The organism is Streptococcus urinalis 2285-97, assembly GCF_000188055.2.
GTDB classification, from domain to species: Bacteria; Bacillota; Bacilli; order Lactobacillales; family Streptococcaceae; genus Streptococcus; species Streptococcus urinalis.
Window position 1 is genome coordinate 1,023,840 of record NZ_AEUZ02000001.1, and the last position, 25,966, is coordinate 1,049,805.

Here is a 25,966-nt window from a genome sequence, read left to right on the forward strand (position 1 = left end):
AATGCATAGATTTATGATAAAATAGAGTGATCATAATTGAAGGTAGGTTGTCTTTTGGCACAATTGTATTATAAGTATGGTACCATGAATTCTGGTAAGACCATTGAAATTCTAAAAGTTGCTCATAATTATGAAGAGCAAGGAAAACCAGTTGTTATTATGACTAGTGCACTAGATACAAGAGATGGTTTCGGAATTGTTTCTAGTCGTATTGGGATGAGAAGAGAAGCTGTCGCTATTACGGATGACATGGATGTTTTTTCATTTATTGAAAAGATGCCTGAAAAACCTTATTGTGTATTAATCGATGAATGCCAATTTTTAACTAAAAAACATGTTTATGATTTTTCCAGAGTTGTTGATGAATTAAATGTACCTGTTATGGCATTTGGTCTAAAAAATGATTTCCAAAATGAACTTTTTGAAGGTTCCAAATACTTACTTTTACTGGCAGATAAGATTGATGAGATAAAAACAATATGTCAATTCTGTAGTAAGAAAGCAACAATGGTTTTGAGAACCGAAAATGGAAAACCAGTTTACGAAGGAAACCAAATCCAAATAGGTGGTAATGAAACTTATATACCAGTTTGTCGAAAGCATTATTTTCATCCAACAATTGAAAATAGAAAAGATGAAGAAGGATAGTACAAAAAATGAATATATACGACCAGTTACAAGCTGTCGAAGATCGTTATGAAGAATTAGGGGAACTATTAAGTGATCCAGAAGTCGTTTCAGATACAAAACGCTTCATGTCCCTTTCAAAAGAAGAAGCAAGTATCCGAGATACTGTGACAACTTATCGTGAGTACAAGCAAGTGTTGCAAAACATTTCTGATGCTGAAGACATGCTTAAAGAAACAAGTGGTGATGCTGAACTTGAAGAAATGGCTAAAGAAGAGTTGAAGGACTCAAAACAAACCAAAGATGATTATGAAGAACGACTCAAAATTTTACTTCTTCCAAAAGACCCTAATGATGATAAAAATATCATTCTTGAAATTCGAGGTGCTGCAGGTGGAGATGAAGCCGCACTTTTTGCAGGTGACTTATTGACCATGTATCAAAAATTCGCTGAAAGTCAAGGTTGGAAATTTGAAATCATGGAGGCTTCATATAATGGCGTTGGTGGTATCAAAGAAGTTGTCGCAATGGTTTCAGGTCAATCTGTTTATTCAAAATTAAAATACGAATCAGGTGCCCACCGTGTTCAACGTGTTCCTGTCACAGAAAGCCAAGGTCGTGTCCATACTTCAACTGCCACCGTCTTAGTGATGCCAGAAGTTGAAGAAGTTGAATATGATATTGATCCAAAGGATTTGCGGGTGGACATTTATCATGCATCTGGTGCGGGTGGACAAAACGTCAATAAAGTTGCCACAGCAGTTCGTATGGTTCATATTCCAACTGGCATCAAAGTTGAAATGCAAGAAGAAAGAACCCAACAAAAAAATCGTGATAAAGCAATAAAAATCATTAGAGCTAGAGTTGCTGATCACTTTGCGCAAATTGCTCAAGACGAACAAGATGCGGAACGCAAATCTACAATTGGTACTGGAGATCGTTCCGAACGTATTAGAACCTATAATTTCCCACAAAATCGCGTAACTGATCATCGTATTGGCTTAACACTTCAAAAATTAGACACTATTTTATCTGGAAAAATGGATGAAGTGGTTGATGCCTTGGTACTTTACGATCAAACACAAAAACTTGAAGAACTTAACAAACAATGAATTATGCACAGGCATTCAAAGAAATAGAAATAGCATTAACACAAGTAGGTGAGGATAAAGAAAACCTCACTTATGTTTTTAAAGAATTGAAAAGTTGGACATCTCTTAACTTACTAATGCATTTAAGAGAAGAAATCACGACTGAAGATCAGTTGCTTTTACAAGAAATTAAACAAAAATTATTAGATCATCAGCCACCACAATACATTACTGGAAAAGCTTATTTTAGAGATTTACTATTATCGGTTGATGCTCGTGTTTTGATTCCTAGACCAGAAACCGAAGAACTTGTTGACTTGATTTTAAAAGAGAATCCAGAAAACAGGTGTTCAGTGTTAGACATTGGAACAGGAAGTGGAGCAATTGCTCTGTCATTAAAAAAAGAACGTCCATCATGGTGCGTTCAGTCTTCTGATATTTCTTTGGAAGCACTTCAATTAGCAAAGCAAAATGCTAAACAAAATAACCTTAATATCTCTTTTATTCATTCTGATATTTTTAGTTCTATTTCAGAAAAATATGATATTATTGTTTCTAACCCACCTTATATTTCTTATGATGATAAGGCCGAAGTTGCAAAAAATGTTATTAATCATGAACCACACTTAGCTTTGTTTGCTTCAAATAATGGATATTCCATCTATGAGTCAATTGCTAAAGAGGCATCCTATTATTTGAATGAATCTGGAAAGCTCTATTTTGAGATAGGTTATAAACAAGGAGAAACAATAAAACTCCTATTTGAAAAATATTTTCCAGAAAAACGTGTTCGCATTTTGAGAGACCAATTTGGAAAAGATAGGATGGTGATTGTCAATAATGGATGATTTAATAGAAGATCTAAATCAAAACAAAGCTGTCATTTTACCAACAGAGACTGTTTATGGTATTTTTGCTAAAGCTTTAAATGAGAAAGCTGTTGATTCAGTTTACCAATTAAAACAGAGACCTCGAGATAAGGCTATGAATTTAAATATCTCTAGCTATGAAGACATCGTTCGTTTTTCTAGTGAACAACCAATCTATTTAAAAAAATTAGTGAGTGCTTTTTTACCAGGTCCATTAACCATTATTTTAAAAGCTAATCAAAAAGTACCTGTTTGGATTAATTCAGGACTTAAATCTGTTGGTTTTAGAATGCCAAATCATCCTAAAACATTAGCTATCATAAAAAAATGTGGTCCTTTAATTGGTCCATCGGCTAATATTTCTGGACAAGAAAGTGGTAAATATTTTAAAAAAATTAGAGAAACGTTTGGGGAGCATATCAATGGCCTAGAAGATGACTGCGCTTTAACTGGAAAAGATTCCACTATCCTAGATTTATCTGGAGATAAAGCTCTTATTTTGCGTCAAGGTGCAATTACAAAATCTGAACTTTTAAGAGAAGTTCCTGAATTAGAATTTTAGAGGAAAATAATATGATATTTGATCAAGATGATTTGGAAGTTTTTGACCAAGAATTATGGGATGCTGTTAGAGCTGAAGAAGAAAGACAACAAAATAATATTGAATTAATAGCTTCAGAAAATATTGTCTCAAAAGCTGTTATGAGAGCACAAGGTTCTGTATTAACCAATAAATACGCTGAAGGTTATCCAGGAAAACGTTACTATGGTGGAACACAGTATGTTGATGTTGTTGAAAACTTGGCTATTGAACGAGCTAAAAAACTCTTTGGTGCAAAATTCGCTAATGTTCAACCTCACTCTGGAAGTCAAGCAAATGCTGCGGCATATATGGCTTTAATTGAACCTGGTGACATTGTTTTAGGCATGGATTTAGCTGCTGGCGGTCACTTAACTCATGGCTCTCCTGTTAATTTTTCTGGAAAAACTTATCATTTTGTTGGTTATAGCGTTGATCCCGAAACAGAGTGTTTAGATTATAATCTTATATTAGAACAAGCTAAAGCAGTAAAACCAAAATTAATCGTTGCGGGAGCTTCAGCTTATTCCAAAGCAATTGATTTTAAAGCTTTTAGAGAAATTGCTGATCAAGTAAATGCTTATTTGATGGTTGATATGGCTCATATAGCTGGCTTAGTTGCAGCAGGTCTTCATGAAAATCCTATTCCTTATGCTGATATCACGACTTCAACAACTCATAAAACCTTACGAGGACCAAGAGGTGGACTCATTTTAACCAATAATGAAGATTTGGCTAAAAAAATAAACTCAGCAGTTTTCCCCGGATTACAAGGTGGGCCCTTAGAACATGTGATTGCTGCTAAAGCCGTTTCATTTAAAGAAGCACTTGATCCTGCTTTTAAAGATTATGCTAAGCAAGTTATTGCGAATACAAAAGCAATGGCAGAGGTTTTTAATGACCATCCAAAATTTAGAGTAATTTCAGGCGGTACTGAAAATCATGTCTTTCTTGTAGATGTTACAAAACTTGTTGAAAGTGGTAAATATGCACAAAATCTTTTGGATGATGTTAACATTACCTTAAATAAAAATAGTATTCCTTTTGAAACTCTCTCACCATTTAAAACATCTGGAATTAGAATTGGTGGTGCAGCTATTACCAGTCGTGGTATGACTGAGAAAGAGTCTCAATTGATCGCAAACTTTATCATAAAGGCATTAGAAAACCATGATAATCAAGATATTCTAAATACAATTAAAGAAGATGTTAAACAATTAACCGATCAATTCCCAATATATGAGCATAACTAAATGATGGATTTTTATATTAAACAAATTATTATTCATCAGTTCACGCCAAATGATACTGAACTGATTTTATCTAAGGAAATACTTGAGATTACACCTAGAATTGATGATTATTTTAGAAAAAAGCTAAGTAAAGTCTTTTCTGATGATGCCAAAAGAGGACAATTTGAAAAGGATAATGCCTTTTTAGACTTAATGTCAGATGATTTAAAAGAGACATCCATTAAAATTGCTAAATTATGGAAAGAAGAATTTGTTATTTCTGACAATCAAAAGACTAATGACTTGGTTTTTATCCAATTTGATAAAGAAGGTATCGAACATTTTGCTTTTTTAAGAATAGCATTGAAAGAAAATTTTATTCATCAATATGAAGATGATAAAAATCCTATTGGTCTTTCTCAAAATAATTTACCAAGTGCTGCACAAACACCTGATGAAGCATTAATTATTAATAAAAAATCATTGTCTTATTACTTGATTGAAAAAAGGGTGAAGCACAATGGTTCATTTGCAAATTATTTTTCAGAAAATTTATTAAAAGTTGAACCAGAGCAATCTGTTAAAAAATCTATAAAAATGGTTGAACAGACTGCGCAAAAGATTGCTGGTGATTTCAATCAAGATGATTTTCAATTTCAATCAAAAGTTAAATCTACAATTTATCAAAATTTGGAAGAAAAAAAAGAGCTATCTCCTGAAGCATTAGCCGACCAACTTTTTGATCAAAATTTAACTGCAAGGCTTACGTTTGTTGATCGATTAAAAGAAACGATTCCTCAACCTGTTAAAGTTGATGATATTGATCATTCAAGACAAACCAAAAAATTGGAAAATCAAAAACTGTCACTCTCAAATGGGATTCAATTGCTAGTTCCTAATGCAATCTATCAAGATGCTGACACAGTAGAATTTATTCAAAATCAGGATGGAACCTATTCTATTCTTATTAAAAATATTCAGGATATTAAAAACAATTAAGATGAAAAAATGGTTAAAAAGACTTATCATTATTGGAATCTTGCTGATCATTGGGATACAATGCTATCGGATTCATGAAAATGTTAATTCTGTAATGGCCTATAAGCCATTAGTGGAAAAAACGCTTGCAAGTAATGATTCAAAAGCTAATGTTAATATTGTTTTAGCTATGATTTATACGGAAACTAAAGGAAGCAGTGATGATGTTATGCAATCAAGTGAGTCAAGTTCGGGCGTTGCAAATTCAATAACTGACTCAGAAACTAGTATCGCACAAGGGATCTCTTTGCTTTCAGAAAATTTAACAAAAGCAAAGGAAGCGGGTGTTGATAACTGGACTGCCATTCAGGCTTATAATTTTGGTAGTGCCTATATCACATATATTGCGCAACATGGAGGGAAAACGACTATACCTTTGGCAAAAAAATACTCCAAAACAGTTGTTGCTCCAAGTCTTGGTAATAAAAGTGGAGAAACTTATTTTTATTATCATCCATTAGCTTTGATTTCTGGTGGCAAGCTCTATAAAAATGGTGGTAATATTTATTATGTAAGGCAAGTCCATTTTAATTTATATCTAATTGAATTGATGACTTTGTTTTAGGAAGGAAAGTATGAAACACTTAATGCATTATTTTAAGAGGTATCTCAAAGAAACAATTTTGGGACCTCTTTTTAAATTTTTAGAAGCTTGCTTTGAACTGTTAGTTCCATTAATCATTGCAAGTATTGTTGATCAAGTAATTCCAAAACATCAGATTAATGGCTTAGTTATGCGAATTGGACTTCTCATCTTATTGGCAGTTATTGGTATTACAGTCTCCTTATTAGCTCAGTATTTTTCTTCAAAAGCTGCTGTTGGATTTACAAAAATACTGACACAAGATTTATTTAAAAAGGTTATGACATTATCAAAGGTTGATAGAGATCAATTGACTGGATCTAGTCTTATTAATCGTCTCTCTAATGACACTTATCAAATTTAAACCAGCATTAACCAATTCTTGAGACTCTTTTTGAGAGCACCTATTATTGTTTTTGGCTCAATTGTAATGGCATTTACAATTAATAAACAACTTACGTTTTGGTTTTTAATCATGGTTGTCTTCTTATTTTTAGTGGTCATTTTGCTATCGCGAATACTAGCACCTTTTTATCAAAAGATTAAAGTTAAGTCAGATCAAATTGTGGCCATGACGCGTGAGCAAATTCAAGGTATGCGTGTTATTAGAGCATTTACTCAAACTCAAAGTGCCATTTTAGAATTTGAAAAAAATAATCAAGATTTTACCAATGTTCAATTAAAAGCAGCTTATATTTCCAGTTTGGTAAATCCTTTAACTTTTTTACTGGTTAACATGACCTTAGTGATTATTTTGTGGCGTGGGAATGTCATGATTCACAGGTCTTTATTAACGCAAGGTATGTTGGTTGCTTTGGTTAATTATTTGCTTCAGATATTAACAGAATTACTTAAATTTACGATGTTAGTGACTTCTTTAAATCAAGCATTTATTAGTGCTGATCGTGTATGGCAAATCTTTGAAAGGCCTTCTGAGCCTATTTTTGAGCCTATTTTTGTCCCACAAACGAAATCGAATCATGTGATTGAAACTAATCAGTTAACATTTTCTTATCCTAATAGTTCAGAAGCTTCGTTAAAAGACATTCAATTTGAACTAAAAGAAGGAGAAACACTTGGAATTATTGGGGGAACTGGTTCTGGAAAGACTACTCTTGTCAACCTTATTTCAAGTTTGTATCGTAAGACAACTGGTGATTTAATGATTTTTAATGTAGGTCATCCACCTGAAAATCTTAAAACATGGCGAGATTGGGTAGCATATGTACCGCAAGAAGCTCAATTATTTGAAGGTAGCATTAGATCAAACCTCACTCTAGGGTTGAGTGAAAATCCTAGTGATGAAATGATATGGGAATCACTTGAAATGGCTCAAGCTAAAGATTTTGTTCTTGAAAAAGAAAATCAATTAGACACGACTGTTGAAGCTTTTGGACGTAATTTTTCTGGTGGACAAAAGCAACGCCTAACGATTGCAAGAGCTCTTTTAAAAAGAGCACCAATTTTAATTCTTGATGACTCAACCTCAGCTTTAGATTATTTGACAGAAAGTCGACTGTTAAAAGCTATCAAAACTTCAAAACAAAAAATGACACTTGTTATTGTATCCCAAAGAACAAGGACTTTAACATCTGCTAATCATATTCTAGTCTTAGATAAAGGAAGTCAAGTAGGGTTGGGAAATCATCAGCAACTTTTATCTGAAAATAGCTATTACCAGGCTATTCATCAGTCACAAGAACAAGAGACTGGAGGTTCTCATGAAAAGTAAACATGCTAAAGGAACTCAAAGTCGTTTAGTTTCTGAACTCATGCAAAATAAAACACTGTTCTTCATTGCATTCATTGGAACCATTATCCAAGTTTTCTTAACTGTTTATTTGCCAGTTTTAATTGGGCAAGTTATTGATGCTGTTGTCAATGTTAATAGTGATGAAACACTTTATGGTATTTTGATAATGATGTTGGTTGTTATTGCATTAAATACCATTATCCAATGGATTAATCCAATGATATATAATCGTTTAACTTTAGATTATTGTATGAATTTGCGTCAAAGAGCAATGTCCAATATTCACCATATCGCCATTAGTTATTTGGATAAAAAAAGTATTGGTGATTTAGTTAGTCGCGTGACTACAGATACAGATCAGCTGAATAATGGCTTGTTACTTGTTTTTAATCAATTTTTTGTTGGTATATTAACGATTATTTTTACTATTATTAGTATGGCACGAATTGACATTTTGATGCTCTTATTAGTTTTGGTATTAACCCCATTATCCTTATTTTTTGCTAGATTTATAGCTCAAAAAAGCTATCATCTTTTTCAAGAACAAACAAAATCTCGAGGTCAACAAAGCCAATATGTTGAAGAAATGGTCCGACAAGCAGAATTAGTACAATCGTTTAATGCACAAAATCAGGTAAATAGCGCATTTAATAAAATTAATGAAACCTATGCTAATGTTTCGCAGTCAGCCATTTTTTATTCTTCAACAATCAATCCTTCAACACGATTCATCAATAGTGTCATTTACGCTCTGATTGCAGGTGTCGGTGCTTTGCGCATTTTTTCAAATGCTTTTAGTATTGGTCAATTAGTGACCTTCTTAAACTATGTCAATCAGTACACAAAGCCTTTCAATGATATTTCATCCGTTTTGTCTGAATTACAAAGCGCCCTTGCTTGTGCGGAAAGACTCTATACAATCATTGATGAGCCAGAAGATTTTGATAGAAAAGAAAAGATCATACTCAAAAAGACCATAAAAGGAGAAATCACATTTGAAAATGTTTATTTTGGATATGAAAAAAATAAACCTTTGTTAAAGAATATTAACTTTTCCATACCTGCTGGTTCAAGAGTAGCTATTGTCGGTCCTACTGGTGCAGGCAAATCAACACTTATCAACTTATTAATGCAATTTTATGCTATTGATTCTGGCGATATCAAGCTTGATGGATATTCTATTTATGACTTTAATAAAGAAGAATACCGTCATTATTTTGGGATGGTACTACAAGAAACTTGGCTAAAATCAACAACGATTGCACAAAATATCGCTTACGCTTTTCCTAAAGCTAGTCAAGCAGCTATTGAAGAAGCAGCAAAACTCGCAAATGCCGATTTTTTCATTAAGCAATTACCTAAACAATATCAGACACAAGTAGAAGATAACAGAAGAGATTTGTCACAAGGTCAAAAGCAACTCTTAGCCATCTCTAGAGTATTCTTGAAAAAGCCAAAAATACTTATCTTAGATGAAGCAACATTATCAATTGATACTAGAACTGAGAAATTAGTACAAGGTGCTTTTGATACATTAATGGAAAAAAGAACAAGTTTTATTATCGCTCACCGTCTTTCGACAATTCAAGAAGCTGATTTAATTTTAGTTATGAATAAAGGTAGTATCATTGAACAGGGTACTCATGATAGTCTGATGTCAAGTAAAGGGTTTTACTATAATATGCAAATGAGTCAATACCAATAAAAAAGTTAACAAAAGTGTTATAATACAAAATTGTTTACCACTGAACAAACCTTTTATTATTGCTATATTAAAAAAATCACAAAATAATAAAACTCCCATATATCAATCATGTAAGGGGTTTTATTTTGTTAATAATAATCGTGAAAAAAATAACGAAATTTGAGCAATGTACTTTGTGACTCAAATCACCTATGCTATAATAGTTTTTGTAACAAAATTTATGAAAGAGGTTACTTATTATATGAGTAAAATCGTTGTTGTTGGTGCAAACCACGCTGGTACATCAAGTGTTAATACAATTCTTGATAATTATGGAAGTGAAAATGAAGTTGTTGTTTTTGACCAAAATTCAAATATTTCATTTTTAGGTTGTGGTATGGCACTTTGGATCGGAAAGCAAATTTCTGGTTCGGATGGTCTATTCTATGCAAATAAAGAACTTTTAGAGTCTAAAGGTGCAACAGTTTACATGAAGTCTCCAGTTCAATCAATCGATTATGATGCTAAAACAATTACTGCTTTAGTTGATGGAAAAGAACATGTTGAATCATATGATAAACTCATTTTAGCAACAGGTTCACAACCTATCTTGCCTCCTATTGAAGGTGCAGAAATTAAAGAAGGTAGCTTAGAATTTGAAGCAACGTTGGAAAACTTACAATTTGTAAAATTATTCCAAAATGCACAACAAGTTATTGATAAATTGCAATCAAAATCTGATGAACTCAATAAAGTTGCAGTTGTTGGAGCTGGTTATATTGGCGTTGAATTAGCTGAAGCTTTCAAACGTCTAGGAAAAGAAGTTGTCTTAGTAGATGTTGTTGATACATGTTTAGCAGGTTATTATGACCGTGACCTTTCAGATATGATGCGTAAGAATCTATCTGATAATGGAATCGAACTTGCATTTGGTGAGACTGTTAAAGCCATTGAAGGCAATGGCAAAGTAGAACGAATTGTAACAGATAAGACGAGTCGTGATGTTGATATGGTTGTTTTAGCTGTTGGTTTCCGTCCAAATACGTCATTAGGAAATGGTAAACTTGAAACTTTCCGTAATGGTGCCTTTCTTGTAAATAAAAAACAAGAAACAAGCATTAAAGATGTTTACGCAATCGGAGATTGTGCAACAGTTTATGATAATGCTATCAACGATACAAACTACATTGCTTTAGCTTCAAATGCACTTCGTTCTGGTATGGTTGCTGGACATAACGCAGCAGGTCATGAAATTGATTCTTTAGGTGTTCAAGGATCAAACGGTATTTCAATTTTTGGCTTGAATATGGTTTCAACCGGTCTTACTGAAGAAAAAGCAAAACGTTTTGGTTTTAATCCAGCAGTAACTGAAATTACGGATCAACAAAAAGCAGGTTTCATGGAACATGGTAATTATGATGTAACACTTAAAATCGTCTATGACAAAGATAGCCGACTTGTTTTAGGAGCACAAATGGCTTCTTATGGTGATATCTCAATGGGTATTCACATGTTCTCACTCGCAATTCAAGAAAAAGTAACCATTGATCGTTTAGCACTTCTTGATTTGTTCTTCTTACCTCATTTTAATCAACCATTATCATATATTGCTAAAGCTTCACTAGCAGCAAAATAGAAATAGAAAAAGAAAAGACTTGGTTTATTCCAAGTCTTTTTAATATAAATCAAAAAGCCATCTAGCAAGATAGCTTTTTTTAATCTTTAATTTTTAGCAGCTGCAGCAAATTCTTCATTTTGGAATGCTTGATCAATAATATCTTTTAATTGAGTTGCAGAAGCTTGCATTTTTTGAAGTTCAGCATCATTCAATGGGATATTAACAGGACGGACAATACCATGTGCACCAACTACGGCTGGTTGACCGATGAAACAGTCATTAACACCTTTATATTGACCTTCTTGGAATACTGAAAGTGGAAGAACTGCATTTTCATCATCTAAGATAGCTTTAGTAATACGAGCGAGAGCTACAGCGATACCGTAATAAGTTGCTCCTTTTTTGTTAATAATTGTGTAAGCAGCATCACGGACACCTTCAAACAATTCAACAAGTTCTTCACCGTTAAAGTTTTGAACATCTTTAAGATAATCTTCAAGGTTAACACCAGCAACGTTAGCATGAGACCAAACCGCAAATTCTGAGTCACCGTGTTCACCCATAATGTAAGCATGAACTGAACGAGCATCAACATCTAGTTTTTCAGCAAGTGCTTGACGGAAACGAGCAGAGTCAAGAGAAGTACCTGAACCGATAACGCGTTCTTGTGGGAAACCAGAGAATTTCCAAGTTGAGTAAGTTAAAACATCAACAGGGTTAGCAGCAACTAGGAAAATTCCTTTAAAACCTGATTCTACAACTTGAGTCACGATTGATTTGTTAATAGCAAGATTTTTACCCACTAGATCTAAACGTGTTTCACCTGGTTTTTGAGGAGCACCGGCTGTGATAACTACTAAGTCAGCATCAGCACAATCTTCATATTTTGCAGCATAAACTTTTTTTGGTGACGTAAAAGCAAGTGCATGGCTAAGATCAAGTGCATCTCCAACAGCTTTTTCGAAAAGTTGTGGAATTTCAATAATACCTAATTCTTGAGCAATACCTTGGTTTACAAGTGCAAAAGCATATGATGAACCTACGGCACCATCACCGATTAGGATAACTTTTTTATGTTGTTTAGTTGCAGTCATTTCTGAACATCTCCTTAATTTTTTTCGAAGCTTAATTAGTTCGTACAAATTCATTCTAACGCTTTGTGAAAATTTTGTCAATATTTTGCATGAAAATTTTGTGAAAAAGCTGTCAATTTACAAAACTGATTTTAAATCGGTTTTGGGTATCGCTTACAAGATGAAAAATAAGCCATTTTATGATATAATTGTAGAGAGTTACAGACTAGAAAAGGAGCATTCCTTAAATGCAAGATAGAAATTTAATTGACGTTAATCTAACGAGTGAAATGAAAACAAGTTTCATTGATTACGCCATGAGTGTTATCGTCGCAAGAGCATTGCCAGATGTTCGTGATGGCTTAAAACCGGTTCATCGTCGTATTCTTTATGGGATGAATGAATTAGGTGTGACACCTGATAAACCTCATAAAAAATCAGCACGTATTACTGGTGATGTCATGGGTAAATACCATCCTCACGGGGATTCATCTATTTATGAAGCAATGGTAAGAATGGCTCAGTGGTGGTCATATCGTCACATGTTAGTAGATGGGCACGGTAACTTTGGTTCTATGGATGGTGACGGTGCCGCTGCACAGCGTTATACTGAAGCAAGGATGAGTAAAATTGCACTTGAAATGCTACGTGATATTAATAAAAATACCGTAGATTTTCAAGATAACTATGATGGTTCAGAACGTGAACCACTTGTTTTACCATCACGTTTTCCTAATTTATTAGTTAACGGTGCTACTGGTATTGCTGTAGGTATGGCTACTAACATACCACCACATAATTTAGGTGAGTCAATTGATGCCGTCAAACTTGTCATGGATAATCCTGAAGTCACAACTAAAGAATTGATGGAAGTTATTCCTGGGCCTGATTTTCCAACTGGTGCCCTCGTCATGGGAAAATCTGGTATACATAGAGCTTATGAGACTGGAAAAGGATCAATTGTCTTAAGATCACGCACTGAGATTGAAACAACCAAAAATGGAAAAGAACGTATTATTGTTACTGAGTTTCCTTATGGAGTCAATAAAACAAAAGTCCATGAGCATATTGTAAGATTAGCTCAAGAAAAACGGGTAGAAGGAATCACTGCAGTCCGTGATGAGTCAAGTCGTGAAGGTGTGCGATTTGTCATTGAAGTGAGACGTGATGCATCTGCCAATGTTATTTTAAATAATCTTTTCAAATTAACAAGTCTACAAACTAATTTTAGTTTTAATATGCTTGCCATTGAAAAAGGTGTTCCGAAAATCTTGTCTTTACGACAAATTATTGATAATTATATTGAACACCAAAAAGAAGTCATTGTTAGACGGACACAATTTGATAAAGACAAGGCAGAAGCGAGAGCTCATATTTTAGAAGGCTTGTTAATTGCACTTGATCATTTAGATGAAGTGATTAGTATTATTCGAAATAGTCAAACAGATGTTATCGCTCAAAATGAATTGATGAGTCGCTTTGATTTAACTGATCGCCAAAGTCAAGCTATTTTGGATATGCGTCTTCGTCGCTTAACTGGTTTGGAAAGAGAAAAAATCCAGTCTGAATATGATAATCTGATTGCTTTGATTGCTGATTTAGCTGATATTTTAGCAAAACCTGAAAGAGTTATTTTAATTATCAAAGAAGAAATGGATGAGATTAAGCGGAAATATGCGGATGCCAGACGTACAGAACTTATGGTAGGGGAAGTTATCTCTCTTGAAGATGAAGACTTAATCGAAGAAGAAGATGTTCTTATCACACTTTCTAATAAAGGCTATATTAAACGTTTAGCTCAAGATGAATTCAGAGCTCAAAAACGAGGTGGGCGCGGTGTTCAAGGAACAGGTGTCAATGATGATGACTTTGTTAAAGAGTTATTATCTACTAATACACATGACCATGTCTACTTTATGACTAATAAAGGTCGTGTCTATCGTCTTAAAGGTTATGAAATTCCTGAGTATGGTCGTTCAGCTAAAGGATTACCGATTGTTAATCTCTTAAAATTAGACGAGCATGAAACTATTCAGACAATTATCTCTGAAAAAGCAGATCCTGATAAAGAAAATTATTTCTTCTTTGTGACAAAACATGGTGTTGTTAAACGCACAAAAGAATCTGAATTTAGAAATATTAGACAAAATGGTCTAAAAGCTTTAGGTCTTAAAGAAGGCGATGAATTAATCAATGTTTTCCTAACGAATGGTACTGATGATATTATTATAGGAACAAAACTTGGTTATAGTGTTCGTTTTAATGAGTCTGATGTCAGATCAATGAGTCGATCTGCGACTGGTGTTCGTGGAGTCAAATTGCGTGATGAAGATCAAGTTGTCAGTGCTGCTAGAATTACTGACAGCCAGGAAGTATTAGTCATTACAGAAAATGGCTATGGAAAACGAACAGCAGCGACTGAATACCCAACTAAAGGTCGTGGTGGTAAAGGTATTAAGACTGCCAATATTACAAGTAAAAATGGTCCTTTAGCTGGATTGTTAACAGTGAATGGTGATGAAGACATCATGATTATCACCAATACAGGTGTCATTATCCGGACAAACGTAGCTAATATTTCACAAACTGGAAGAGCTACTCTCGGTGTGAAAGTGATGCGCCTTGATCAAGAATCTAAAATCATGACATTTACACTTGTTGATTCTGAAGCAAAAGAAATTGAAGAATCAGTAGAGGAGGACTAGTCCCTTGAAAAAAAGACAAGTGACAAAATCTAAAGTTTGGAACTTTTTAAGATGGTTACTAGTAGTTATTCTATTAACAATTGGTTTAGCTCTTATTTTTAATAAGTCAATTAGAAATACTATTATTGCACATAATACCAATAAGTACCAAGTCTCAAAGGTATCAAAGAAAACACTCGATAAAAATAAGAAAACAAAAACAACTTATAATTTTTCAAGTGTAAAATCTGTTAGTACAGATTCTGTTCTTGAGGCACAGATGAACTCACAACAGCTACCTGTTATTGGTGGTATAGCAATACCAGAGGTTAACATTAATCTACCAATTTTTAAAGGTTTAGGAAATACAGAACTAACTTATGGCGCTGGAACAATGAAAGAAAATCAAATTATGGGTGGTGAAAACAATTATGCACTAGCTAGCCATCACATTTTTGGTATCACTGGTGCATCAGATATGCTTTTTTCACCATTGGAAAAAGCAAAGGTTGGTATGAAAATCTATCTTACAGATAAAGATAAAGTTTATACTTATGACATCTCAAAAGTTAATGCTGTAACACCTGAGCATGTTGAAGTTATTGATGATACTCCAGGAGTCAGCGAAGTGACTCTAGTTACTTGTACAGATGCTGAAGCTACAGAACGAATTATCGTTCATGGAACCTTAACAAAAACTGAGTCATATACAAAGGCTTCAAAAGAAATCAAAAAAGCGTTTGATACCTCATACAATCAAGTAGAATTATAACCAAAAAAACAATCAGTTGATAGCTGGTTGTTTTATCCCAAAAAAGGAGAAAAATGAATCTAGATACTATCCACCATATTGCTATCATCGTATCTAATTATGAAAAATCAAAGATATTTTATGTTGAAAAATTGGGCTTTGAAATTATCAGAGAAAATTATAGACCTGAAAGAGCCGATTATAAATTAGATTTAAAATGTGGCTCAATAGAACTTGAAATTTTTGGAAGTTCACTTTCAGACAAGAATTATCAAGCACCTCCAAAACGTATTGGTTTACCAGAATGGCCACGAGAAGCTTGTGGTTTAAGACATTTAGCTTTGAAAGTGACAAATATCGAAGAAAAAGTTGAAGAATTAAAAGCGTTAGATATCAATGTAGAACCTATTAGACATGATACTTTTACTGGTGAAAAAATGACATTCTTTTTTGATCCAGACGGACTGCCTTTAGAATTACACGAGTAAACTTTTTGTCATTAGATTTTCATTATTTAATTAGCATATCATGATTTTATTAAAGAAATATGTTATAATATTATTTTAAAAGATTAATGGAAATCTAAGATATGTTTAAAAAGATAAAAAATATATTATCATTGTGCCTTATTCTTTTTCTTACAATTGGGTTTATTGGGTTTATTTCTCAAAAATTAAGACAAAGAAATAGAACAATAGCAATAACTATCAATAATTGGTATGCTTCTTCAAAAACTGACAAAAGATTGACAGGAAGTCATGAAAGGCAAAATCAAAAGGAAGAAGTTGTGGTTAATATTCAAAAAGGTGGCTATGTTACCAAGAAAAATGAAGCCTATTATTATTATGAAGGAAACATTCCTGAAAATAGTTTAATAAGTAATCAGTTATGCCTTCCTAGTACTTATCATTTTAAAAAAAGTGATATCAAAAAAGAGTATGAAGAATACTTTGTTGTTAAAGTTGAAGGAAAATTGTATATTGTTCTAAAGAATCCTCATAATAAAAACAATATTCGAGAAATTGAGTAAGCTTTTTATAGTTTACTTTTTTTCATACACTTCCCTAAAATCATGATATAATACATATCTAAGGGAAAAAGAATAGGAAATTTAATTTTACGAGGTTATTATGTCTTTAAAAAAATGTTTAACGCTATTTACCTTTATTGTAATGGGACTTTTGATTGGACAGACAACAAGTTATGCAGCAAGTTCTTCATCGGTTCAAAAAGCAATCGATGAATCTTATGTTCAACCTGATTATGTTTTAGGCTATTCATTATCAGAGGATCAACGAACACAAACGTTACAGTTATTAGATTATAATGATGGTGTTGATACTCAAATCAAGACACTAACAACTAGTGCTTATGCAAAAATTATGAATGTGGCAGATGATGCTAGTTTACAACTTTATTCTTCAGTAAAGATTCAAAAATTAGGTAATAGTGAAACGCTAAAAGTGTCTATTGCCACACCTGAAAATATCACAAAAGTCACACAAGATATGTATCGAAATGCAGCAGTTACACTTGGTATCGAACATGCTAGTATTATAGTAGCATCTCCAATTGCCGTAACTGGCGAATCTGCTTTAGCCGGAATTTATTATTCACTAGAACAAAATGGTGTGACTGTACCACAAGAGAACAAAGATTTAGCTCAAGAAGAATTAAATGCTCTATCTGATATCAATTCTGAAAACCAAGGAAAAAGTGGTTATGATTCAGATAAGTTAAACGTTGCATTAACAGATATTAAGTCAGCCGTCGCAAAAGGTGGGTCTAACTTATCAAAAGAAGAAGTTCAAAAGATTGTTAATGACACGTTATCGAATTATGGTTTGAAAGATAGCATGACACAAAATCAAATTAATTTAATCATCAATTTTGCACTTAACTTGTCAAATAGTGATGTTATTTCGAATTCAAACTTTAGAAAAACTTTGAAATCATTAAAAAATAGTATTGTCTCAAATGCAAAAGATCATTTCACTAATATCAACCTAAATTTTGATGCTAATAAAGCTATAGAAACTGGCAAAGGTATTTGGGAACAAATAATTGCTTTCTTTAAACAATTTTTTAACTAATAAAAAACCCCTTAAAATAAGGGGTTTTTAGTTTATCAAAAATTAAATAAGATACAAAACAGTTAAGTGTAGAGGGTAAAAAGCGTAGAATCCCCATATAATGACTGGTGAATTAAGTCCACGTTGACCATTATAGTGATTCAGTAAATAAATTACTGGCAACAATCCAAAACTTGAAATGACATCAATCCAGTCAAGTACTGTCAAATCATCTAATGGTTTGGCGCTAATAAATAACCAAATCATGATGAAACAAGCAATAAGGATTGTATTTCTAATAGCTTTTTGATTACCATGATAAAAATAAAAAGCTAAGATAATTGGTATTCCAAAAGGTACCCAGTCAAATAAAAAGGAGCAGAAAAATAGAACTAGTAAAAGAAAACTTTTAAAAAAAGGATTAATTCGAGATGCTATAACTATCATGGATAGAAGACCAAGGAATAAGGTGAATAATATATTGTTTGGTAATAAACTTGAAAAGTGAAAGGTAAGATAGAAAGTAAGGCAAAAATAAATAGTCTTAGGGCGTATTTTTTTACATTTTTAGTATAAATAAAACCTTCTACCAATAAATATGCCATGATTGGAAAGGTAAATAAGCCAATAAACTCAGTCAAAAAATAAAGATAAGGATAGCTATTTGCAACTTGAAAAACATGACCAAAGTGATTGATAAACATGGCAATAATAGCGATGATTTTTAAATGGAATGCATTAAATTTAATGTGCATAAGACTCCTTTATAATTGAAAAATACATGTCTATTGTAACATAAAGAGAATATAAAATAATAAGAATTACTTAAAATAATGAGAAAAAAATGAATTTTTTTGATTGACAATCATTATTTTATGTCATAAACTTAACTGGTTAAGTTTATAATAAGGAGGAAACATTTTAAAAATCCAATTTTTTATTGTTTAGAAGGGAAGTATTATGAAAAATAAAAAAATAATTGGTGCTGCAACTGCTGCGGTTTTACTCTTTAGTGCTTGTTCATATGAATTAGGCAGATATCAGGCTGTTCAAAGTCAAGATAACAGTATTTCTTATGTAAAGCGTCATCACAAACCGATAAAATCTGCAAAAAATTCTGATAAGAGTCCTGATCAAATTAGTAAAGAAGAAGGAATATCTGCAGAACAAATTGTTGTAAAAATTACTGATAAAGGCTATGTAACATCTCATGGGGATCATTTCCATTTTTACAATGGTAAAGTACCTTATGATGCTTTAATAAGCGAAGACTTAATTATGAAAGATCCTAATTATGTGTTTAAGAAATCAGATGTTATCAATGAAGTAAAAGATGGTTACATAATAAAAGTTAATGGTAATTATGACCTTTATTTAAAACCTGGAAGTAAACGTCAAAATGTTCGTACTAAAGAACAAATTGCAGAACAAGCAGCAAAAGGTGCCAAAGAAGCAAAACAAAAGGCACACAATCATAACAAATCATCCTCAGATACTGCTACTGTTAAAGCAATTAATCAAGCCAAAAAAGAAGGTCGCTATACAACTGATGATGGTTATATTTTTAGTCCAACAGATGTGATTGATGATATGGGAGATGCTTTTCTAGTACCACATGGAAATCATTTTCATTATATTCCTAAAAAGGATTTGTCACCAAGTGAACTTTCTGCAGCACAAGCATACTGGAACTCAAAAACTGGAAAATCAAAAGTTAATCATGCTGTAAATCAAAATAATCCAAGAACAGAAAGAATTAACCATTCACATCAACCATCAACTCATGTAAATACACCTATTCCAAATTGGTCAAACCCAATTATTCCATATCAACCTGAAAAACCTGGCCATACTGTCAATCATGACAATTCTATTAAACCAGCTTTACCAAAAAATGATAAAAACCATAAACAACAAGATAATCAATACCAAGAACTTTTAAATTATCTTTATAGTTTACCTAAAGAACAACGACATATTGAAGAGGATGGCTTGATTTTTGATCCAAATCAAGTGACACGCGCAACGACATTTTGATTTGTTGTTCCACATGGTGATCATTGGCACGTTATCCCAAGAGAAAGATTATCTGCTTTAGAAATTCAATTAGCTGAGATGCATTTAGGCATCTATCAACCTAAATCGGATGCTCCAAAGACAGAAGAACCTAACACTAAGAAGTCAGATAAAGATAAAATAGAAAATCCAAATTTAGAAATAAATCATAAAAAGGATTCTCATAAAGCTGATAGTCATGAACATGCTGTGACACCTTTAGAGGAACGTCAAGGAAAACCAAATTCTCAGATTGTCTACAGTCCAGAAGAAATAAAAAAGGCTAAAGCAAATGGTCAAACAACGACAAGTGATGGTTATATTTTTGATGCTAAAGATATCATAAACTTTGATGGTCAAGGATATACAACACCACACATGGACCATATTCATTATACTTTGGCTAAAGATCTATCTAAAGAGGAAAGAAAAGCTGCTCAAGAATTTTGGGAAAAACATAAAGAACAGCTTCTTGCTAAAAAGAAAGAAAATCATAATAAGGCTAATGAGATATTGAGTGATAATCACAAATATAAAGCTAAGAATTTGATTGACTTATATAAAGAAGTTCCCGAAAAATTAGTGGTTCCATTGAATAAAATGTATTATCAATTGCAATACACAACACATATGAAAGGTAATGATACTTTTGTTCAACCACATCATGACCATTTTCATTATGTTAGCTTTGATATGATTGCTCAAATGAAAGCAATTCCTGAGGGATACACAATTGCTGATGTTTTTTCAACTGTTAAATATTTGATTAATCACCCTGAGTCTAGACCTATGAAAGATGGCTGGGAAAGTAAAGAAGGACATATAACACAACCTGAAGAAAATGAATCTCCTGTGCCAACCGAAAGGCCAAAAAATCAACAACTTTTAACAACAGTTAAAGATATAGCATATGCTTATACTTATGACGCTTCTAACTGGCAACAGTTTGAAACAAAATTGAAAAAATGGATGGATGAATATGAAGTTTCCATTGAAGAAATGCAATTCTATGATAATGGTGTTGTAGGTTTCCCACAATGCTTTGGTAGTACCATTTACATTGATGAGTGGACTGAAGAAGAGGTTTCTCTTCCTCAATCAGCTTATATTATTGGTAAGTTAGTCAAAGCAGATTTGTATGAAAATGCTACTTCATCTTATCTTAAAGAACTCTCAACGTTTTACAATGAAAAAACATGGGAAACTCTAGAGGCTAAATTGTTTGAAAAAGAGATTGATTTAAATAATGCTACTTTCTATTCAGACGGAAGTGTTGGTTACAAAGATAGTAAGGGCAAAGAAATCTATATTAATATTAAAGAGTTAAAAACTGTTGCAAACCCTTCTCAAAATGCTAACATTATTGGTCAGAATGGTAAATTTATTGGCAAACAAAATGTTGTTAAGTCAGACGAAAAGCCAAAAAACAATCCATCTGATTCCACACAAGCTAGTCCTAGAGAAAAGAGTAAATCAGAGAAACCTCTAGTCGAAACTAAACCCGAAGAACCCAAAAACAATGAAACCAACATTCAGAATGAGCAAAATGAGGGTCAAGATGTTGATCCAGAAATGTATGCTTACGAGTCAAAAGTAAAATCTTTATCTGCTAAATATGGTATGAATGAGACTGCATTTGAAGATGCTATCACAAAAATTGGTAGTCACTATAGAGTTTCAATGGATCAAATTCAATTTAATGATGTCTTAACATTTACAAGTCAAGGCAAAACTATTCGTTATGACATTGTAAATGGTAAAGAACTATAATTTTTTAATGATTGTTTCCTCTTTTAACAAAAAGCACGTCATCATGACGTGCTTTTTTAGTAGTTTAGGTAAGCAATAAAAGCTGCAAAAATAATGGCAGGTAATAAATTGGCAACTTTAATACGCTTGCCAAAAATCAAATTAAGCCCAACACAGAATATAAGGATGGAGCCAATTAAAGCAATATTTGCAATAGCTTCAGAAGTTAACAATGGTTGGAGTAGTCTAGATAAAATTGCAATACTTCCTTCAAAAAGAAAGACGGGAATTGCAGAGAAGACACAACCTTTTCCAAGAGAAGTGGTCATAACCATGATGATAATAAAATCAAGAACACTTTTTGTAACTAAAAGACTAATGTCACCATTTAAAGCATTTTGGATGGGCCCTAAAATGGCCATGGCACCAATACAAACAGTTAATGATGCTGTAACAAAAGAATTTACAAATTGGTTATCATTAGCATTGCCAGATTTTAATTTTATCCAATCACCAAAGTTCTCAAACCTAGCCTCGATTCCCATTACTTCTCCAAAGAGTGCTCCTAGTGCTAAGCAAGCAACAACAAGCATGCTTTGTCCACTTGAGAGACCATGATGAGAGGATAATTTTAACATTCCAGACATAGCACCTGAAATACCAATGAAAAGAATACTTATTCCTGAAGCCATTGTTAAACCATCTTGATGATCTTGATTAAGGTAATGACCTACAATACCTCCCAAAAGGATTGCAATAGTATTTATTATTGTACCTAGTAAAAACATAACTTTCTCCAACTCAAACTTTCTCTATTATATCGAAAGTAATGACAAAGTACAAGATAATAAAAAGACTAGCAATTGCTAGTCTTTTTATTTGATACCTACCATCAGTTTGTCAATTTTTGGGACATAAAAAAGTAGTAAGAATGCAAATAGAATCGTGATGACACCTACAACGCCGTAATAAGCTACTTCGTGGCCTGTTGTGTAGAATTTTACAATCTGAGCATTTATAGCTTGTGCAGAAGCATTACTTAAAAACCAAATTGACATCATTTGAGCTTGAAATGCTTTTGGTGCTAGTTTACTTGTAACTGATAGACCAATAGGTGAAATTAACATCTCACCAACAATAACGATAGCCCAACTCATAATTAACCAGAATGGACTAACTTTTGTATTAACTCCAAAAAGTAAACCTGGCAACATCATCCATACAAAGGAAAGACCAGCAGCAATCAAACCATAAGCAAATTTTTTAGGTGATGAAGGTTGTTTGTTACCTAATTTACTCCACAAAATAGCAAATAGAGGAACAAACAACATGATGAATAATGGGTTAATACTTTGGAAAAAACTAGATGGAAAATGAATTTGTTGTCCAAAGAAATTAAAGTAAAGTCTTGTTTGTTCATCTGCAAATAGAGCTAATATAACTGAACCTTGCTCTTCAATTGACCAAAATAGGATTGATGCAATAAAGAGTGGCAAATATGCCCAGACTCTTGATCGTTCAATTTTAGAAATTTTTGAACTTCTTAAAATATTAAAAAAGTAACGAATAGGAATGATAATTGCAATAATTGTAAAAATATTAATAATCATTGCTATCGTTAAGAGATGGAACAATTGTAAAACAATTAATACAATTGCAATAATTAAGAAGGCAACAAGAAGATTTTTCTTTAATACCTTTTTCTCTTTTTCAGATAAGGGATCGGTTGGGTAAAGACTTGATTCAGAGAAATAATTTTTTCCGTCTCTGACATATTGAACTAAACCAAAGAACATGCCAATAGCAGCAAGTGAGAAGCCTAAATGAAAATTAATGTTTTGTCCTAAATAACCAACCAAATAAGGTGAGATAAATGCTCCGAGGTTAATTCCGAAAACAAAAATACTAAATCCTGAATCTCGTCTAAGATCATTCTCATCATAAAGACATCCAACCATATCAGATACATTTGGTTTTAATAATCCTGTTCCCAGAACAATTAAAGCAATAGATGTAAAAAGGGCACCTTTACCAAAAGGAGTTGCAAGAGCAATATGCCCAATCATGATAAGGATACCACCATATAAAACTGTTTTGCGACTACCCAACAATCTATCACTAATAAAACCACCTAAGACTGAAGACAAATAAACCAAGGAACCATAGATAGCCATAATGGAAGCAGCAGTAGATTTATCCATCCCTAAGCCACCTTGAGTAACACTATAATACATATAATAAAGTAAAATAGCGCGCATACCATAATAAGAGAATCGTTCCCACATTTCAGTAAAGAAGAGGGTTGACAATCCTCTTGGATGACCAAAAAATGTTTTCTTGTTCATAAATAACTCCTTCTAAAACACAACTACTATAATATAGTAATTATTTTGACATGTCAAATTAAGACTATTATCATTTTATACCTCTAATTTTTAGAATATTATAATTTATGTTTTTTTAATGGTCTTTAAGTGACCTTAATGAAAAAATAGCCTTAGAAGACTATTTTAATGAAAGTATTTTTCTAGAGTTACGAGAACACTATCGTCATTATTTGATGGGCAAACAAAAGTAGCTGCTTGTTTAACATTTTCTAGTGCATTAGCCATGGCATAACTAGTACCACAATAACTTAACATTTTAATATCATTTCCACCATCTCCAAATGCTAAACAATTTTCTGGTTTAATACCCCATCTTTTTACTAGCTTTTCTAGGCCAGAAGCTTTATGGCATCCAGGTAAAATAAGATCAATAGATCCATGACCACTTGTTGTTGGTTCAATAATATGTCCCAAATGTTTTTTGAATAAATTAAAGTAAGTAATTGTTTCTTCTTCAGGTACTGTAGGTGCAAATTTTAGGATTTGGTCATCGACTTTTTTAAAATCATCTACCCATTTTAAATGATGGTAGTAGACACTAGTTTTATCAAAGAAATCTTGATCGACACTTCCTCTTTGGCAATAAGCACTCTCTTTGCCACATAAAACATTCTTAATTTCAGGATAAAGACGACAAAAGTCAATGACTTGCTCGGTGCTATCTTTTGAAAATTGAGCTGTATAGACTGTATCATTATGATCTTTAATAAAAGCACCATTTTCAGCAACAAATGAAATCGCTTGATCAAACTCACTAAAAAGATCTCTTAATTGATAATATTGATTACCACTTGCGACAACAAAATGACAGCCTGATTCAGTCATTTTAGATAAAATTCTTTGAAATCTATCTTTATCACAACTATAATCTGATCTGACAAATGTACCATCAATATCAACTGCAACAAGTTTAATTTTCTGATTGATAGTCATACAATATCCCCCTTAACTATTACAAATAGTTTAACACATTTTGAAAACGTTTCACAAAAAACAAATACCTTTATTTTTTGATTGAAAAAATATAAAAAAATGCTAAAGTGACCATATGGTTTGTATACATGTGGCTTTTAATTAGTCTAGATAAGTTTCAAGTAGAAATGAGGGTTTTTATGGAATACACAAGATTAGGTAAGACAGGTCTGGAAGTTTCTAGAGTTTGTATCGGAGGAATGTGTTTTGGTGATGACAACCGAGGTGGTATGCACCAAGATTGGGTTTTAGATGAAGAAAAGACTAGAGAAGTGATTAAACATGCTCTTGATTTAGGAATCAATTTCTTTGATACAGCAAATGTTTATGCTTACGGGTCAAGTGAAGAGTTTATTGGTAGAGCTATTAAAGAATTCGCTAATAGAGATGAAGTGGTAATAGCTACAAAACTCTTTTTCGGTGATAGTGCCAACCCTGGGCCTAATACAACTGGCTCATCAAGAAAAGCAATTTTTAATCAAGTCAATGCTAGTTTGAAACGACTTGGAACAGACTATATCGATCTCCTTTATGTTCATAGATGGGATTATAATACGCCAATCGAAGAAACCATGTCCGCTTTGAATGATTTAGTAAGAGCTGGAAAAGTTCGCTATATTGGGGCATCAACAATGTATGCTTGGCAATTTCAAAAAGCGCAATACACTGCAGAAAAAAATGGTTGGACACCATTTTCTGTTATGCAAAATCATTATAATTTGCTTTATCGAGAAGATGAAAGAGAAATGATTCCATTTTGTAAAGATTACGGTGTTGGTTTAGCACCGTATAGTCCATTTGCTGCAGGTCGTGTTATTCGTGATTGGGATGCTGATACTGCACGCAGTAAGCACGATCAAGTTGCTGTTTCTAAATATGATAGTACCAAAGAACAAGACCAAGTGATTGTGAAGCGTGTAGCTGAACTAGCAGAGAAGTATCAAGCAAGTCGTCCACAAATTGCTTTAGCTTGGTTGTGGGAAAAAGGTATTGATTCACCAATTGTAGGTGTTACAAAAACAAACTATTTAGATGACTTTATGGGAGCATTTGAAATCACGCTATCCAGTGAAGATATGGATTATTTAAATCAAGCTTATGTTCCACATCAAGTTGTTGGTGCATTATAAAAACTAGGTTTAATAAAC

21 protein-coding genes and 3 pseudogenes are annotated in these 25,966 nt (G+C 32.8%); 19 read left to right on the forward strand and 5 right to left on the reverse strand.

The genetic code is table 11. The features are described from left to right. The first annotated feature begins 54 nt into the window (after window positions 1-54). The 10 genes and pseudogenes from STRUR_RS05225 (at window position 55) to nox (ending at window position 11,093) form a co-directional block, all read left to right on the forward strand. Window positions 55-648 (forward strand): thymidine kinase, encoded by a 594-nt coding sequence (locus STRUR_RS05225; protein ID WP_006738584.1) that lies wholly within the window; start codon window positions 55-57, stop codon window positions 646-648. Between the two features lie 8 nt (window positions 649-656). Further along, a complete protein-coding gene (gene prfA / locus STRUR_RS05230) occupies window positions 657-1,739 on the forward strand; it encodes a peptide chain release factor 1 (protein WP_006739151.1) in 1,083 nt (360 codons plus the stop codon). After that, window positions 1,736-2,566, forward strand: coding sequence for a peptide chain release factor N(5)-glutamine methyltransferase (gene prmC, locus STRUR_RS05235; RefSeq protein WP_006739623.1), 831 nt, complete (start codon window positions 1,736-1,738; stop codon window positions 2,564-2,566). The genes prfA and prmC overlap by 4 nt, the downstream gene beginning before the upstream one ends. Further along, a complete protein-coding gene (locus STRUR_RS05240) occupies window positions 2,559-3,149 on the forward strand; it encodes an L-threonylcarbamoyladenylate synthase (RefSeq protein WP_006739103.1) in 591 nt (196 codons plus the stop codon). Before prmC ends, STRUR_RS05240 begins: the two co-directional genes overlap by 8 nt. Before the next feature lie 11 nt (window positions 3,150-3,160). After that, a complete protein-coding gene (glyA, locus tag STRUR_RS05245) occupies window positions 3,161-4,420 on the forward strand; it encodes a serine hydroxymethyltransferase (RefSeq protein ID WP_006739456.1) in 1,260 nt (419 codons plus the stop codon). Continuing rightward, window positions 4,421-5,398 (forward strand): nucleoid-associated protein, encoded by a 978-nt coding sequence (locus tag STRUR_RS05250; RefSeq protein ID WP_006740052.1) that lies wholly within the window; start codon window positions 4,421-4,423, stop codon window positions 5,396-5,398. A gap of 1 nt (window position 5,399) precedes the next feature. Next, the gene (locus STRUR_RS05255; RefSeq protein WP_006738788.1) at window positions 5,400-6,002 is read left to right on the forward strand and encodes a lysozyme family protein; all 603 of its coding nucleotides are present in this window, start codon (window positions 5,400-5,402) and stop codon (window positions 6,000-6,002) included. Between the two features lie 10 nt (window positions 6,003-6,012). Then, window positions 6,013-7,752 (forward strand): annotated as a pseudogene (locus STRUR_RS05265) (ABC transporter ATP-binding protein). Beyond that, a complete protein-coding gene (locus STRUR_RS05270) occupies window positions 7,742-9,478 on the forward strand; it encodes an ABC transporter ATP-binding protein (RefSeq protein ID WP_006740339.1) in 1,737 nt (578 codons plus the stop codon). The pseudogene STRUR_RS05265 and the gene STRUR_RS05270 overlap by 11 nt, the downstream one beginning before the upstream one ends. A gap of 241 nt (window positions 9,479-9,719) precedes the next feature. Then, window positions 9,720-11,093: a H2O-forming NADH oxidase gene (nox, locus tag STRUR_RS05275; protein WP_006739952.1), complete on the forward strand. Its 1,374-nt coding sequence runs from the start codon at window positions 9,720-9,722 to the stop codon at window positions 11,091-11,093. Window positions 11,094-11,179: 86 nt separating this feature from the next. Here nox and STRUR_RS05280 read toward each other — a convergent pair whose 3' ends face one another. Next, a complete protein-coding gene (locus STRUR_RS05280) occupies window positions 11,180-12,169 on the reverse strand; it encodes an L-lactate dehydrogenase (RefSeq protein ID WP_006739071.1) in 990 nt (329 codons plus the stop codon). 227 nt (window positions 12,170-12,396) lie between these two features. On the opposite strand from STRUR_RS05280, the gene gyrA reads away from it, so the two are divergent. From gyrA to STRUR_RS05305, 5 genes are all read left to right on the forward strand, one after another. Further along, window positions 12,397-14,853 carry a DNA gyrase subunit A gene (gene gyrA, locus STRUR_RS05285; protein WP_006740209.1) on the forward strand — a complete coding sequence of 819 codons (2,457 nt, stop codon included), beginning with the start codon at window positions 12,397-12,399 and terminating at the stop codon, window positions 14,851-14,853. Between the two features lie 4 nt (window positions 14,854-14,857). Beyond that, complete coding sequence (locus tag STRUR_RS05290) at window positions 14,858-15,604, forward strand: class A sortase (protein WP_006738745.1); 747 nt, start codon at window positions 14,858-14,860, stop codon at window positions 15,602-15,604. A 53-nt stretch (window positions 15,605-15,657) separates the two neighbouring features. Beyond that, complete coding sequence (gene gloA2, locus STRUR_RS05295) at window positions 15,658-16,071, forward strand: SMU1112c/YaeR family gloxylase I-like metalloprotein (protein WP_006739208.1); 414 nt, start codon at window positions 15,658-15,660, stop codon at window positions 16,069-16,071. Window positions 16,072-16,172: 101 nt separating this feature from the next. After that, a complete protein-coding gene (locus STRUR_RS05300) occupies window positions 16,173-16,613 on the forward strand; it encodes a pneumococcal-type histidine triad protein (protein ID WP_006739969.1) in 441 nt (146 codons plus the stop codon). 100 nt (window positions 16,614-16,713) lie between these two features. Beyond that, window positions 16,714-17,676, forward strand: a complete 963-nt coding sequence (locus STRUR_RS05305) for a DUF1002 domain-containing protein (RefSeq protein ID WP_006740103.1) — start codon at window positions 16,714-16,716, stop codon at window positions 17,674-17,676. A gap of 42 nt (window positions 17,677-17,718) precedes the next feature. Here STRUR_RS05305 and STRUR_RS05310 read toward each other — a convergent pair. Beyond that, window positions 17,719-18,410, reverse strand: a pseudogene (locus STRUR_RS05310) (TraX family protein). A gap of 205 nt (window positions 18,411-18,615) precedes the next feature. Between STRUR_RS05310 and STRUR_RS12110 the strand changes: the two are divergent. From STRUR_RS12110 to STRUR_RS12115, 3 genes and pseudogenes are all read left to right on the forward strand, one after another. Next, window positions 18,616-19,692 (forward strand): pneumococcal-type histidine triad protein, encoded by a 1,077-nt coding sequence (locus tag STRUR_RS12110; protein WP_006739243.1) that lies wholly within the window; start codon window positions 18,616-18,618, stop codon window positions 19,690-19,692. Window positions 19,693-19,704: 12 nt separating this feature from the next. Further along, window positions 19,705-19,767: pseudogene (locus tag STRUR_RS12155) on the forward strand (pneumococcal-type histidine triad protein); the annotation flags it as partial. A 3-nt stretch (window positions 19,768-19,770) separates the two neighbouring features. Continuing rightward, window positions 19,771-21,480, forward strand: a complete 1,710-nt coding sequence (locus STRUR_RS12115; RefSeq protein WP_006738764.1) for a pneumococcal-type histidine triad protein — start codon at window positions 19,771-19,773, stop codon at window positions 21,478-21,480. Window positions 21,481-21,536: 56 nt separating this feature from the next. Here the strand turns inward: STRUR_RS12115 and STRUR_RS05330 are convergent, their stop codons facing one another. From STRUR_RS05330 to STRUR_RS05340, 3 genes are all read right to left on the reverse strand, one after another. Continuing rightward, the gene (locus STRUR_RS05330) at window positions 21,537-22,247 is read right to left on the reverse strand and encodes a DUF554 domain-containing protein (RefSeq protein ID WP_006740134.1); all 711 of its coding nucleotides are present in this window, start codon (window positions 22,245-22,247) and stop codon (window positions 21,537-21,539) included. A gap of 87 nt (window positions 22,248-22,334) precedes the next feature. After that, the gene (locus STRUR_RS05335; RefSeq protein WP_006738477.1) at window positions 22,335-23,804 is read right to left on the reverse strand and encodes a peptide MFS transporter; all 1,470 of its coding nucleotides are present in this window, start codon (window positions 23,802-23,804) and stop codon (window positions 22,335-22,337) included. 165 nt (window positions 23,805-23,969) lie between these two features. Next, window positions 23,970-24,779: a Cof-type HAD-IIB family hydrolase gene (locus tag STRUR_RS05340; RefSeq protein WP_006738945.1), complete on the reverse strand. Its 810-nt coding sequence runs from the start codon at window positions 24,777-24,779 to the stop codon at window positions 23,970-23,972. A gap of 179 nt (window positions 24,780-24,958) precedes the next feature. Between STRUR_RS05340 and STRUR_RS05345 the strand changes: the two genes are divergently transcribed. Further along, window positions 24,959-25,948: an aldo/keto reductase gene (locus STRUR_RS05345; RefSeq protein ID WP_006739664.1), complete on the forward strand. Its 990-nt coding sequence runs from the start codon at window positions 24,959-24,961 to the stop codon at window positions 25,946-25,948. Window positions 25,949-25,966 lie beyond the last annotated feature (18 nt).